This is a genomic window from Microvirga ossetica, assembly GCF_002741015.1.
Classification (GTDB): Bacteria; Pseudomonadota; Alphaproteobacteria; order Rhizobiales; family Beijerinckiaceae; genus Microvirga; species Microvirga ossetica.
The window spans coordinates 1,221,337-1,234,754 of the sequence record NZ_CP016617.1 but is presented as its reverse complement, the minus strand read 5'-3'; the positions used below and the strand labels follow the sequence as shown (position 1 = coordinate 1,234,754).

Here is a 13,418-nt window from a genome sequence, read left to right as displayed (position 1 = left end):
CCTCGGCCGTGAACTAAGGGAAATGCTCAAAATGACGGATAAAATCTCGCTGACCCGTCGGGCCATCACGCAAGGGCTCGCACTCGGACTACCAGCTTTCAGTGTCTCGGCCGCAGCCACGACAGCTCGGGCTCAGTCCGCACCATCTTCCGTACCTCCAGGCAAGGATTGGGAAGCCCTGGCACCGGAGGCAGCCGGTTTCACACGCGAGGGTCTGACCGCTGTGGAGCGAAGCATCTACGCGCTGCCGACGACTTCGCTCATGGTGGTGACCTCCGGCAAGGTGGTGTACCGCTACGGCTTCACGGCGCAGGTGAGCTATCTGGCCTCCGCACGGAAGAGCATCCTGTCCATGCTCTACGGGAAGTATGTGGCAAACGGCACGATCAACCTCGATCGCACGATCGAGGAGCTCGGAATCGAAGAGGATAAGGGTCTTCTCCCGATCGAGAAGACAGCGCGGGTCCGCGACCTCCTCATCAGCAGTTCAGGTGTCTATCACCCGGCTGGAAGTCCTGGAGGAGACGAAACAACGCCTCCACGTGGTTCAAAGCAGCCGGGCACGTACTTTCATTACAACAACTGGGACTTCAACGTCCTCGGCGCCATCTTCGAGAAGCTGACCGGCAAGACAGTCTTTCAAGCTTTCGGCGAGGATCTCGCAGCGCCGCTCCAGATGCAGGACTACGATCCGTCCCGCCAACGCATGATGGGCTATCAGAACCAGTCACGCTATTTGGCCTATCATCTCTTCCTGTCGGGGCGGGATATGGCACGCCTTGGTGTCCTCATGGCCAATAAGGGCCAGTGGTACGGGCAGCAGGTCATCCCTGCGCCGTGGATCGCCGAAAGCACGCAACTCCGCGTCAATGCGAGCGACATGGCCGACAAGGGTCCGCTCGGCTACAGCTATCTTTGGTGGATCCCGGAAAATCGCACCTCTCCCGAATGGGCTGGCTCGTTTTTAGCAAACGGGAACTTCGGCCAGTTCATCCTGGTCCTGCCTGCAATCGATACCGTCATCGTCCACAGGCGCGCTGTGACGGATGAATTCTCCGTCGCCCGCAACCTCGGAGAGACAAAATTCGAGCCCCCGAAGGTGTCGGCCACCGAATTCCTCAAGGTCGCAGACCTCGTCGTCGCGGCACGTAGGAAATGATCTGAAGCCGATCACGGCCACAAAGGAACTCAGGAGGAACAACGTGCCAACCAAGACCGTCATACGATGGACATCTGCCGCTGCTCTCGGGGCCGCATTCATTTGCGGCAGCGCGGGAACGGCTTCTGCCGCCACCGCATCGTCCGGGGGCAAGGAGAACTGCGAACGCCTAGCGGGCCTCAAGATCGATGCGGGGGCGATCAGTCTTCCAACGTCAGGAGCGGAGGTAACAGATGCAACCTTCGTGGAGGCTGCACGCGCCGACAACTCGAACGGCGAGTTTTGCCAAGTGAAGGGAGCCATCGATCCTGTCGACCGGAATGCGCCGAAGATCCTGTGGCAAGTGAACCTTCCGACACACTGGAACAAGAAGGCCCTGCAAATGGGAGGCGGAGGCTACAACGGCAGCATCCCCGATACCCTCACGAAGCCTACCCTCGGCCTGGACACCGTTCCGACACCGCTTGCTCAAGGCTACATAACCTTCGCCAGCGACTCGGGACATCAGGCGCCGAACGCCGATGACGCTTCGTTCGGCATGAACGATGAGGCCATGTTAAACTATGGCTACATGCATATTAAGAAGACGCTGGATGTGGCCCAGTACCTCGCGAAATCACGTTACGGGTCCACGCCGCGACGTGTGTATTTTTCGGGCGGTTCCACGGGCGGACGGGAGGGACTGACGGCAGCGATGCGGTGGCCCGAGGCTTATGACGGGATTCTCAGCAATTATCCCACAGCCAGTTTCGTGGGTCTTAGGCTTTGGGGAGCTGCATTGGCTCGCGCGGTCTATGACGACAATTCGGCCGGGTGGATTCCGCCGGGCCTCGTCAACAGGATTGCCGCGGATGCCGCTGAGGCCTGCGACGCGCTTGATGGCGCCGCCGACGGGCTGGTCAGCAATCTGGACGCCTGCCGCGGCCGGGCGGATACCTTCATCGAGGGCTTGAGGTGCAAGAACGGCGAGACGGGCCATCCCGAGCATTGTCTCACCACGGCCCAGATCGAGCGGACGATCAACATCTACCACAAAGGCTACTCCCTGCCGTACAAGCTCGCCGACGGCATCGACAACTACCAAGGCTACAACAGCCTCGAGGGAATCACGATGCAACTCGGCTCGCAGCCTGCCTACCGCGAGCCGCCCGTGTCGGGCCCGAACGCGCACCACTCGAGCCGGGCCCATGAGTTCATGCAGAGTTTTGTTGCCCGCCGGGGCGATTTCAGCCTGCTGGCCTTTGACATCATGAATCCCGGACCGCTCAAGGACAGGATCGTACAACTGTCCGAGCAGATCGGAGCCACGAAATCGGACTTCGAACGGTTCCGCGCACGGGGCGGGAAGATCATTTGGGTTCAAGGTAACGACGACCCCAGCGTGAGCCCCTTCGTGAACGCGAGCCTCTACAAGAGTGTCGTTGCCAAGATGGGCACGAAACAGGTGGACGGGTTCATGAGGTTCTATCTCATTCCCGGCCTGGCCCACGGCGGCGGCAAGTTTTCGCCGACTTGGGACAACCTGACCGCGCTGGACAACTGGGTTGAGAACGGAGTTCCCCCGACTGCGCCTATCGTCGTCGATGCGACGAAGACGGCGACCAAGGGGCGGACGCGCCCACTCTGCGAGTATCCCACGTGGCCCAAGTACAAGAAATCCGGGGACATCAACAGCGCATCCAGCTTTTCCTGCGCCTCAGAGTAAGGACCATGACGCAGACGACGTGAGGTCACTGCCCAGCCCCTCAAGTCTGCATGGGGAAAATTCCACTTGTGCGAGAGCCTCCGGCGAAGCGTCGCCACCGGACTGCCTCAGTGATATCCTGACCTGACGCTGTTGTGATATCGGGTAACCTGATGGGGCGCATCGATTGCGAGCGACCCCTTCGGCCGACCTCCCGAAGGAGAGGCAGCCATGGCGACTTCTTGGGTGGAGCGGCGGCTGGCGGCGATCCTCGCCGCGGATGTCGTCAGCTATTCCCGCCTTGTCGAGCAGGACGAGGCTGAGACGCTGTCGGCCCTAAAGGCTCTCCGCCGAGAGGTTGTCGATCCGCTGCTGGCCGAGCATCATGGTCGTATTGTCAAGCTGATGGGAGACGGGGCACTCGCCGAGTTCGGCTCGGTTGTCGATGCGGTGGCCTGTGCCGTTGCTGTTCAAAAGGCCGTTGCCGCGAAGCAGGTGGATGCCCCAACTGAGCGATAGATCGTCTTCCGCATCGGCATTAATTTGGGCGACGTGGTTCACGAGAACGACGGGGATCTCTACGGCGACGGGGTCAACATCGCGGCCTGCCTCCAGACCCTGGCAGATCCCGGAGGCGTGTGCATTTCCGGTACGGCCTACGATCATCTCCAGGGCAAGCTAGAGTGTGACTTCGAGTACCTCGGCGAGCGCGCGCTCAAGAACATGCAACGGCCAGTGTGTCAACGGCGGTTCAAAAGTCGACCACGGGGCGGCGCAAAACTGGGCCAGTGGCGGGCGCGCTGACCACATAGCTGGCGCGTGCCATGGCGCATTGGCCCCCTGGGCCAATTGTCATCGGGTTGATTTCAGGACGATGTTTGCCGTTTGCGCGATCGGCTATGAGCAAGACGGTAGCTCTCGCCGTTCATCTCGAGGATGCTGACATGGTGGGTCAGTCGGTCGAGAAGTGCGCCCGTAAGGCGTTCTGAGCCAAGGGTCTCGGTCCATTCGTCAAAGGGCAGATTGCTGGTTATGAGGGTGGCGCCGCGTTCGTAGCGTCGCGAGATCAGCTCGAACAGCAGCTCCGCCCCGGTCTTCGAGAGGGGCACGAAGCCCAGTTCGTCGATGATCAGCAGCTTGTATCCGGCCATCTGCCTCTGGAGACGAAGCAGGCGGCGCTCGTCACGGGCCTCCATCATCTCGCTGACCAGGGCAGAGGCTGTGGTGAAGCCGACGGACAGTCCCCTTTGGCAGGCGGCCAGCCCGAGCCCCAGGGCGATATGGGTCTTGCCGGTGCCGGAGGGGCCGAGGGCAATGACATTCTCGCGCCGCTCGATCCACTCGCCACGCGCCAGCTCTAGGACCTGCATCTTGTTCAGTCTCGGGATGGCGGCGAAGTCGAAGCTGTCGAGGCTTTTGACGGCCGGGAACTTCGCGGTCTTGATGCGCCGCTCGACCATCCGCCGCTCGCGGTCGATCAGCTCCATCTCCACGAGCCGGGCCAAGAAGCGGACATGGTCAAGCCCCTCGGTGGCGCATTGGCGGGCCAGCTTCTGGTGCTCGCGCAGGAATGTGGGCAGTTTGAGCGCCTTGAGGTGGTGGGCGAGCAAAATCTCGGGAGCTTCAGCGCTCATGCGGCATCCTCCGAGATCAGGCACATATAGGCCGCCGCCGATGTCTTCTCGACCCTGGCTTTCGGCAGATAGGGGTAAACATCGAGGTCCAGCCGCGGCGGTCTGCGCTCCACCCGGCACAGGACCAGATGCTTGACCGCATCGAAGCCGATCGCCCCCATCTGCAGGGCCTGCTTCACCGCAGCATGGAGATCCGGGAGATTGAAGAGTTCCAGCAGCCGCAGCACCTGCACATATTCGCGCCGGCCCTGCTTGTTCATGCGGACTTCCATCAAGCCGCGCAAGGTCGCGAACTCCTCGGGCAGGTCCCATCCCTGCAAAGGAGCGGCCTGATCGAGTGCGTTGATCTTGTTCTCGATCAACGGGAGGTAATGTAGCGGATTAAAGATCACCTCTTCCCGCTCGTAGCTGCGGGGATGGCGCGCAATGACCTCGCTGCGGCAGCCGATCACCACCTCGTCGACATAGCCCCGGATCCAGACATCCTGATGGCCCCAGGCCACGGGCACCGAGTAGTCGTTGGTCTTGTAGCGCACGAGCGACTGCGATGAGACGCGCCCGCTGGCCTGATCGCAGGCCTCAAATGGCGAGGCCGGCAGGGGACGCATGGCCGCGGTATCCCGCTGCAGGCGCTGGCCGATCGTCTCGGCCGGCCCCCGCAGCTTGTCATCCTGCCGCTTGCGGCATTGCCCCTCCAGCCAGGTGTTGAAGGTCTCCCAGCTCGGGAAGTTCGGGATTGGCACCATGAAGTTGCGACGGGAATAACCGACGAGGCCCTCCACATTCCCTTTGTCGTTCCCCTTGCCCGGACGACCGTAGCGATCCCGGATCACGTAGTGCGACAGGAAACCACTGAACAACGCCGCCCGCTTGCGCGTCCCGTCCGGCAGGATCTTTGCCACCAGGCAGCGGTCATTGTCATAGAGCACCGACTGCGGCACCGCACCGAAGAAGGCAAAGGCCTGGATGTGGCCGTCCACCCAGGCCTCAGACACAGCCGCGGGATAGGCCCGGACGAAACACGCATCGCTGTGCGGAAGATCAAGCACGAAGAAATGCGCTTTCTGCTCCACCCCGCCGATCACGACCACCGCCTCCCCGAAGTCGGCCTGCGCATGGCCGGGTGGGTGCGACAGCGGCACAAACATCTCCTGGCATCGCCGCTCGCGCTCGCGGATGTAGTCTTTGATCGTCGTATAGCCGCCGGTGAACCCATGCTCCTCCCGGAGCCGGTCAAACACCCGCTTCGCCGTATGGCGTTGCTTGCGGTGAACCGACCGATCGCCCTCCAGCCAGGCATCGATGATCGGGACGAACGTTTCCAGCTTCGGGCGCCGGACAGGAGCATGACGCCGATAGCCGGGCGGCTCCGCATAGGCCATCATCTTGCGAACGCTGTCGCGCGATATGTTGAAATGCTTCGCCGCCTCGCGCTGGCTCATGCCTTCAGAGCACGCCAGCCGAACCTTCCGGTAAAGTTCCACGGTGAAAATCCCCCAGCCCTCCCTGCAACCGGCAGAAAGGGAATAGGTGGACGACTTTTGCGCCGCCCGCAGCGGGTCTATCCCGCCGCTACCGTGGTCAAATTTTGCACCGCCGTTCTCACATTGGATCTCTTCGCTGCCACCATTGCTGTGGAGCCTGACAATGCAGCGGGCTGGTACAGCTATGCCAGAGCGGCGCTCGCGATCAATCCAGGCAATAACTGGGATGAGCGCTACAAGCTGCAGGAGCGTCAGGCCGCGGCAGCATATGCCGCTTACCAACGCGCAAGGACACCTAACGACGAGGCTATGTCTCTTGCGCTTCTTGGCGAGGTCTATGCGGCCCAGCAGGCGTGGCGTCCATCTCTCAACGCCTATGCGGCGAGCTTAAAACTTCAAGATAATCCTGATGTACGCTCGACCTACGAGCAACTCCGCGAGGAGCACGGCTTCAGGGTGACTGACTTCAAGGTGGACTCCGACTCGGCTTCGCCCCGTGTTTGCTTCCAGTTCTCCGATCCGCTGACGGCCGGCAAGGTGGATTTTGCTCCCTACGTGGCTGTCTCTGGCAACGCCAATGCGGCAGTATCAGCCGAGGGACAACAGCTCTGCGTCGATGGTCTGAAACACAGTGAGCGCTACGCCATCGTCCTCCGGCAAGGACTGCCGTCGGCTGTGGGAGAGAGCCTGATCAAGGCGGCGGATTACGAGGTCTATGTTCGGGACCGTGCGCCCCAAGCCCGTTTTACCGGTCGCAATTACGTGCTGCCGAGCACGGGGCAGGAAGGCATCCCGGTCGTGTCGGTGAACACGTACAAAGTCGATGTCGAGGTCTATCGGATTGGCGACCGCAACCTTCTGCCGACCGTGCGGTCCTACGATTTTCTTGGACAGCTCACCCGCTACTCCGCCGCCGAAATTGCTCGCGACAAGGGCTTAAAGATCTGGAACGGCACGCTCGATACGGGCTCCGCTCTCAATCGGGACGTGGTCACGGCCTTCCCGGTCATGGAGGCGGTCGGCAAGCTCGAGCCTGGCGTCTACGTGATGACCGCGAAGCCTCATGACGGCACGGCGACAGATAACGAAAGCGCCGAGGGCTACGAGAATATCGCCACGCAATGGTTCGTGGTGTCCGACCTCGGTCTGACGGCCTTCACCGGCAAGGGTGGCGTGCAGGTCTTCGTGCGATCGCTCGCTGGCGCCGAACCACGTGCTAACGTGGAGGTGAGGCTGGTCGCCCGCAACAACGAGGTTTTGTCGACGAAGAAGACCGACGCCATGGGGGTCGCCGTCTTCGATCCGGGTCTCGCCAGAGGCGAGGGCGGGCTTGCACCGGGCCTCGTGGTAGCGACGGAGGGGGTCGATTATGGTTTCCTCGACCTCGGCACCGCGGCGTTCGATCTGACCGACCGGGGTGTGAAGGGACGGGCTGCGTCCGGCGCTGTCGATGCCTACCTCTACACGGAGCGCGGCGTTTACCGGACCGGCGAGACTGTGGCGTTGTCAGCGCTCCTGCGGGACGCGAAGGGCGCCGCAGTCCCAGGAGTGCCACTGACCATCGTGGTGCGGCGACCCGACGGCGTCGAGTACCGTCGAGCTTTGGTCGAGGACCAAGGCCTTGGCGGCCGCGCCTTATCAATCCCCATCCTGCCGGGATCCCTACGTGGCACCTGGCGGATCGCCGCCTATACCGATCCCAAGGGTTCATCGGTTGGTGACGCAAGTTTCCTGGTCGAAGATTACGTGCCCGAACGGCTGGAACTGACCCTTACGCCGAAGGTGGATGCTCTGCGGCCGGGACAGCCGGCTCCCATCGATTTGGCGGCGCGATATCTCTACGGCGCTCCCGGGGCAGGACTCTCGGTTAGCGGCGAGGTCACGGTCGCAGCGGCATCCGCGAGCGGCATCAAGGGGCTTGAGGGCTACACGACCGGCCTCGACGACGAGACGGTCGATGCTTCCACGGCAGAGATCGAGCAGAGTGCCACGACGGATGCACAGGGACGTGCCAATCTTCAGATCCCGGTGCAGGACATGGCGGCACCGCGCCCGACCGAGGCGAGGTTCACCTTACGCGTGGCTGAGGCTGGGGGACGGGCAGTGGAGCGCAGCCTGACGCTGCCGATCCTGCCGAAGGGTCCGGTGGTGGCCGTACGTAAGAATTTTGCCGGACAGCTCGGGGAGGGGGCGAACGCCACCTTCGATGTCGTTCTTGCAGATCCGACGGGCAAGCGACTTGCCAGCGGCAACGTCACCTGGAGCCTGTATAAGATCGAACGACGCTATCAGTGGTACAATTCCGATGGGCGCTGGGGTTACGAGCCGGTCAAAGCAACACGCCGCGTGACAGATGGGCGTATCAATGTAACCGCCGATACGTCAGGGCGTATTTCGGTTCCCGTAGAGTGGGGCACCTACAGGCTTGACGTGAGTGCCCCCGACCTCGGCGAAACCGGGCAGACCAGTCTGTCCTTCACGGTGGGCTGGTCCGGAGACCAGACGGCCGACACGCCAGACCTTCTCGATATGAGCCTCGACCAGGCGAGCTATCGCGCCGGCGAACCCATGCAGCTGCGCCTCAACCCGCGTTTCAAGGGCAAAGCGACGCTGGCTGTCGTCAGCGACCGGGTGCACGACATCCGCGTGGTCGATGTGGCAGCGGAAGGCACGAATGTCAGCCTGCCTGTACAGCCCTCTTGGGGTTCGGGGGCTTACGTCATTGCCATAGCACATCGCCCCCTTGATCAGGCAGCGAAGCGGATGCCCGGACGGTCGTTGGGTACAGCCTGGTTCGAAGTCGACCGTGACGCTCGAAACCTCCAAGTGAGCCTGAACGCCCCGAGTAGTGCCCGACCTCGGGGAAGTTTGACCATGCCGATCAAGGTTGCCGGGCTGGCACCAGGCGAGGAAGCGCGGATCACCGTCGCGGCGGTCAACGTGGGAATCCTCAACCTCACGCGTTATGAGGCGCCGAACCCAACAACCTATTTCTTCGGTCAGAAGCAACTCTCCTCTGAGATCCGGGATCTCTACGGCTATCTTATCGACGGCATGCAGGGCACCCGCGGGGCCATCCGTTCGGGCGGCGACATGGAGCCGAAGGCCCTCGACGGCATCCCGCCGACCCAGGAGCCGCTGGCACGCTTCTCAGGTGTGGTGAAGGTGGAGCCAGATGGCTCTGCCGACATCAATTTCGATCTCCCTGCCTTCAACGGTACCGTGCGGGTCATGGCTGTCGCCTGGACGAAGGGCCGCGTTGGCAGTTCGAGCGCAGACGTGATCGTCCGCGACCCCGTCGTGCTGACAGGTACGCTCCCCCGTTTCCTGTCCGTCGGCGACCGCTCTCGCTTCTTCATGCAGATCGACAACGTGGAGGGGCCGACTGGAGATTACACGTTCGATCTCGACATCCGCGGCCCGATCATCGTAGCGGCGGATGCCCTGAGCTCCACCATCAAGCTCGAAGCAAAGGCAAAGGACAGCCTCATCATTCCGGTCACTGCAGGCGGTCAGGGGACGGCGGAAATCGACGTCGTCCTCAAGGGCCCAGATATCCAGGAGCTGAGGCAGAGCTTTGCTATTGCTATCCAGCCCGGGACTGGAGCCCTTGCAAGGCGAACTGTGCAGACGATGGCTCCGGGAGGGAGACTCACTATCTCGAAGGATCTCGTCGCTGATATCCTCGCAGGCACCGGAACAGTCTCCGTCTCAGTCTCGCCGCTTGCGAGCCTCGACGTGCCGGGCCTTCTCAAAGCCCTCGACCGCTATCCTTACGGCTGCACGGAGCAGGTCGTGAGCCGGGCCTTGCCGCTGCTCTATGTCAATCGACTTGCCGAGGAGGAGAACCTCTCTCTCGATGCTACAGCCGATGAAAGAGTTCGGCAGGCGATCGAACGCGTTCTGGCGCGGCAGGCCTCCAACGGGTCATTCGGCCTCTGGTCTGTTGGCGGTGACGATCTGTGGCTGGATGCCTACACCAGCGACTTCCTGACCCGAGCGCGGGAGCGGGGCTTCACGGTGCCGCAAGTGGCATTCAACCTCGCCCTCGACAGGTTGCGTAATTTCGTCGCCAACACGACCCAGGTGGAGGAAAATGCAGCCAGTCTCGCCTATGCGGCTTATGTGCTGGCCCGTAACGGCCGCCCGGTCATGGGAGATCTTCGTTATCTCGCCGATACGAAGATCGATGAGTTTGCGTCACCCCTCTCACGTGGTCAGATTGGTGCGGCGCTCGCTTTGCTTGGCGATGGTGCCAGAGCTCAGAAGGCTTTCTTGGCTGCTGTTGATCTCTTGCAGAGTGCTCAAGATACCGGGAGTTACCGTCCAGATTATGGCTCACGCTTGCGGGATGGGGCAGGGCTCCTGGCCCTTGCTTCGGAGGCGAGTAACTTGCCGGCGATCATGCAGCCGGTCGCACGAGTGATCGATGAGGAACGGGGCACCCGGCGGACCAGCACGCAGGAGGACGCCTGGCTGGTCATGGCCGCGCAGGCGATGGATCGCGGTGCGGAAAATGTCGTCCTTACGGTCGATGGCGCCGAGCATCGCGGAGCGTTTTACCGCACCTACAAGGATGCCGTGCTCGATAGCGCCTCAATTAGCCTCGCCAATGCCGGACGCACCCCGGTCCAAGCGGTTGTGACCGTGGCCGGAAATCCGGTTGAGCCTGAGCCCGCTCTGTCACACGGTTATACGGTGGAACGGAGCTATTACAGGCTCGACGGCAGCGAGGTCCAGTTCACTTCCGTGCCGCAGAACGAGCGCCTCGTGGTGGTACTGAAAGTCACTGAAGCAGAGGCGAAGGAGGCACGCTTGCTGTTGGTCGACCGTTTGCCTGCAGGGTTTGAGATCGATAATCCGAAGCTTGTGGACAGCGATACGGTGGCAAACCTTTCCTGGCTCAAGCGGGATGTGGAGCCGGCGCATACGGAATACCGCGACGACCGCTTTGTCGTGGCCTTTGACCGCAAGCCGGATCAGCCCGCTTTCTTCACGGTCGCCTACATGGTCCGTGCCGTGTCGCCTGGAACCTATGTTCACCCATCGGCACAGGTTGAGGACATGTACCGGCCCGAACGCTACGGGCGAACGGGCTTCGGTTCCGTCGGGGTCGTGCAGGTGCGCCAACAGTGACGGATAAGCGACAACGTCAGCAAGCAAAGTGGGGACTTATCCTCGCCACTACTCTTGCGCTTGTCGTTTCCATTCCGGCTCTCGCCCTGTGGCACTCTACTGAGAGCTTGGGGCCGCTTGATCTGACCGTTGTAGAGAACCGCTCAACAGTGGTCCTTGATCGCCATGGGCAGTTACTGCGTCCCTTCGCGATGAAAGGGGGCCGCTGGCGCCTTCCGATCGAGACAGATGATGTCGATCCACGCTATCTCGCCATGCTCAAAGCATACGAGGATGGGCGGTTTGACCGCCATTCTGGCATCGATCCCCTGGCGCTCCTGAGAGCGGCAGGGCAATTCGTCGCCAACGGCAGGGTTGTGTCCGGTGGGTCTACGTTGACCATGCAGGTGGCACGCCTCTTGGAGCCCAGGGATGAGCGTACGCTTTCTGCAAAACTTCGCCAGATAATCCGGGCGGTCCAGCTGGAGAGCCGCCTCTCGAAGAACGAGATCCTGCGTCTTTACCTCACGCTGGCACCGTATAGCGGCAATCTCGAGGGCATGCGGGCTGCAAGCCTATCCTATTTTGGACGCGAGCCGAAGCGCCTATCGTTCAGTGAGGCTGCCCTTCTCGTCGCTCTGCCACAATCGCCGGAGACGCGCCGTCCGGATCGCTTTGCCCAAGCAGCATTGATTGCCCGTAACCGGGTTCTCGACCGGGCTCGAGAGCGTGGCGTCATCTCCACGGCGGAGGCTGAGGCCGCGAAGGCCGCGCCCATGCCTGACGCCCGTCGACCTTTCCCGATGCTGGCAGCCCATGCGGCAGAGGCTGCTGTCGCGGAACGGCCAGATCCAAACACGCATCTACTCGCCATCGATGCCCGATTGCAGGCAAACCTTGAGCAACTGGCGCGAGAGCGGGTCGAAAGGCTCGATTCCAAGCTGTCCGTCGCGATCTTGGTGCTCGACAATGCGACGGGCGAAGTGCGTGCCCAAGTCGGCAGTCCCGATTACATGAGCAAGGAACGGGCGGGCGCCATCGACATGACGCTCGCAATGCGTTCGCCTGGCTCAGCTTTGAAGCCTTTCATTTATGCGCTCGCCTTCGAAGGTGGTCTGGCCCATCCAGAGACACTTCTCGACGACAGGCCCTCCCGATATGGGATCTACCAGCCAGAGAACTTCGATCTTGCCTTCCAGGGCACGGTGACAGCACGCAAGGCTCTGCAGATGTCCCTCAACCTGCCTGCGGTCGAACTCCTAAACGAACTCGGGCCGGCCCGTTTGTTGGCGCGTCGGCGGGATACGGAGACCGCTATTGTGATACCGAAAGAGGCGGCCCCCGGCCTTGCTGTCGGCCTCGGCGGCCTCGGCATTACGCTAACTGACCTGACACGACTCTATAGTGGCCTCGCGAGAGGCGGGGAGATGCCACATCTCGTGCGCTATACCGGTGAGCCAGCGGCATCGACGCAGGGGCGACGCATCGTCGACCCTGTCTCAGCGTGGTACGTCTTCGACATCCTGCGAGGAGCTCCACCACCGGACAATGCGCTTGCCGGACGGATTGCCTTCAAGACTGGCACGTCGTACGGCTATCGCGATGCTTGGGCCGTCGGATATGACCGGCGGTTCACGATAGGAGTTTGGGTTGGCCGGCCAGACGGCACGGCTGTACCTGGTCTCGTCGGCCGCTTGATCGCGGCGCCAATCCTGTTCGATGCCTACGCCCGTCTCGGTGTCGAGCCGGGAGCCTTGGCGGTACCTCCCTACGCCTTGCAGGCCACGACCGCCACCCTGCCGCCGCCCCTGCGCCATATCCGCCAAGATGTGCCGAAGACGATCGCCTCGACCGTACAGGCGCCTCTCAAAATTGCGTTCCCACTTGACGGATCGCGGGTCGATCTTGGCCTCTCGCATCCGTCAGATGAGAGGGGCAGCCTAGTCCTCAAGGTGTCAGGCGGGGTTCCCCCTCTAACCTGGATGGTGGATGGCGCTCCTGTGGAGATCGGCACCCTGCGACGCGAGGCATTCTGGCAACCGGAGGGGGCCGGCTTCGTTCGCCTTTCCGTGATCGACGCGAGAGGCGCCACGGACAGTATCGTGGTGCGGCTGGAGTAGGCCATGTAGGACCTATCGCCTCCAGAGGCAGGCCTAGGGCAACTGGATCGTATGCTCGACAGGCTTATCCCGTTCTGCATTTTCGAAGAGCACTAGAATTGAGAGTGTACGGCCTGATACGCGGAGCACTGCTATCCCCACAGCCTTGGCGTCTGAGCTCGGCGGAGTGATCTGCGTCGGGATAATCTGTGCTGGCCAGATGGGTTGCTCGCTGGGAGTGAC

Annotated in this window: 6 protein-coding genes and 1 pseudogene; 5 read left to right on the top strand and 2 right to left on the bottom strand. The window is 62.1% G+C overall.

Annotated features, from left to right (window positions below; all coding sequences use genetic code 11):
* Window positions 1-31 precede the first annotated feature (31 nt).
* From BB934_RS33965 to BB934_RS33955, 3 genes and pseudogenes are all read left to right on the top strand, one after another.
* A complete protein-coding gene (locus BB934_RS33965) occupies window positions 32-1,159 on the top strand; it encodes a serine hydrolase domain-containing protein (RefSeq protein WP_099514331.1) in 1,128 nt (375 codons plus the stop codon).
* Between the two features lie 43 nt (window positions 1,160-1,202).
* Window positions 1,203-2,864 (top strand): tannase/feruloyl esterase family alpha/beta hydrolase, encoded by a 1,662-nt coding sequence (locus BB934_RS33960; protein ID WP_099514177.1) that lies wholly within the window; start codon window positions 1,203-1,205, stop codon window positions 2,862-2,864.
* A 210-nt stretch (window positions 2,865-3,074) separates the two neighbouring features.
* Window positions 3,075-3,581 (top strand): annotated as a pseudogene (locus tag BB934_RS33955) (adenylate/guanylate cyclase domain-containing protein); the annotation flags it as partial.
* Between the two features lie 128 nt (window positions 3,582-3,709).
* On the opposite strand, the gene istB reads toward BB934_RS33955, so the two are convergent.
* Both istB and istA read right to left on the bottom strand, forming a co-directional pair.
* Complete coding sequence (gene istB / locus BB934_RS33950; protein ID WP_099508287.1) at window positions 3,710-4,477, bottom strand: IS21-like element helper ATPase IstB; 768 nt, start codon at window positions 4,475-4,477, stop codon at window positions 3,710-3,712.
* On the bottom strand, window positions 4,474-5,961 hold the full coding sequence (istA, locus tag BB934_RS33945) for an IS21 family transposase (protein ID WP_157933989.1): 1,488 nt from the start codon (window positions 5,959-5,961) through the stop codon (window positions 4,474-4,476). The genes istB and istA overlap by 4 nt, the downstream gene beginning before the upstream one ends.
* A gap of 93 nt (window positions 5,962-6,054) precedes the next feature.
* On the opposite strand from istA, the gene BB934_RS33940 reads away from it, so the two are divergent.
* Together BB934_RS33940 and pbpC are read left to right on the top strand one after the other, a co-directional pair.
* Window positions 6,055-11,097 (top strand): alpha-2-macroglobulin family protein, encoded by a 5,043-nt coding sequence (locus BB934_RS33940; RefSeq protein WP_237050537.1) that lies wholly within the window; start codon window positions 6,055-6,057, stop codon window positions 11,095-11,097.
* Entirely contained in the window at window positions 11,094-13,196 is a 2,103-nt protein-coding gene (pbpC, locus tag BB934_RS33935) for a penicillin-binding protein 1C (RefSeq protein ID WP_099514175.1), read from the top strand. The genes BB934_RS33940 and pbpC overlap by 4 nt, the downstream gene beginning before the upstream one ends.
* Window positions 13,197-13,418 lie beyond the last annotated feature (222 nt).

What these genes read in the sequence shown, in the direction of transcription:
- BB934_RS33965 (WP_099514331.1), top strand. Translation starts at nt 32, where the DNA reads ATGACGGATAAAATCTCGCTGACCCGTCGGGCCATCACGCAAGGGCTC.
- istB (WP_099508287.1), bottom strand. Translation starts at nt 4,477, where the DNA reads ATGAGCGCTGAAGCTCCCGAGATTTTGCTCGCCCACCACCTCAAGGCG.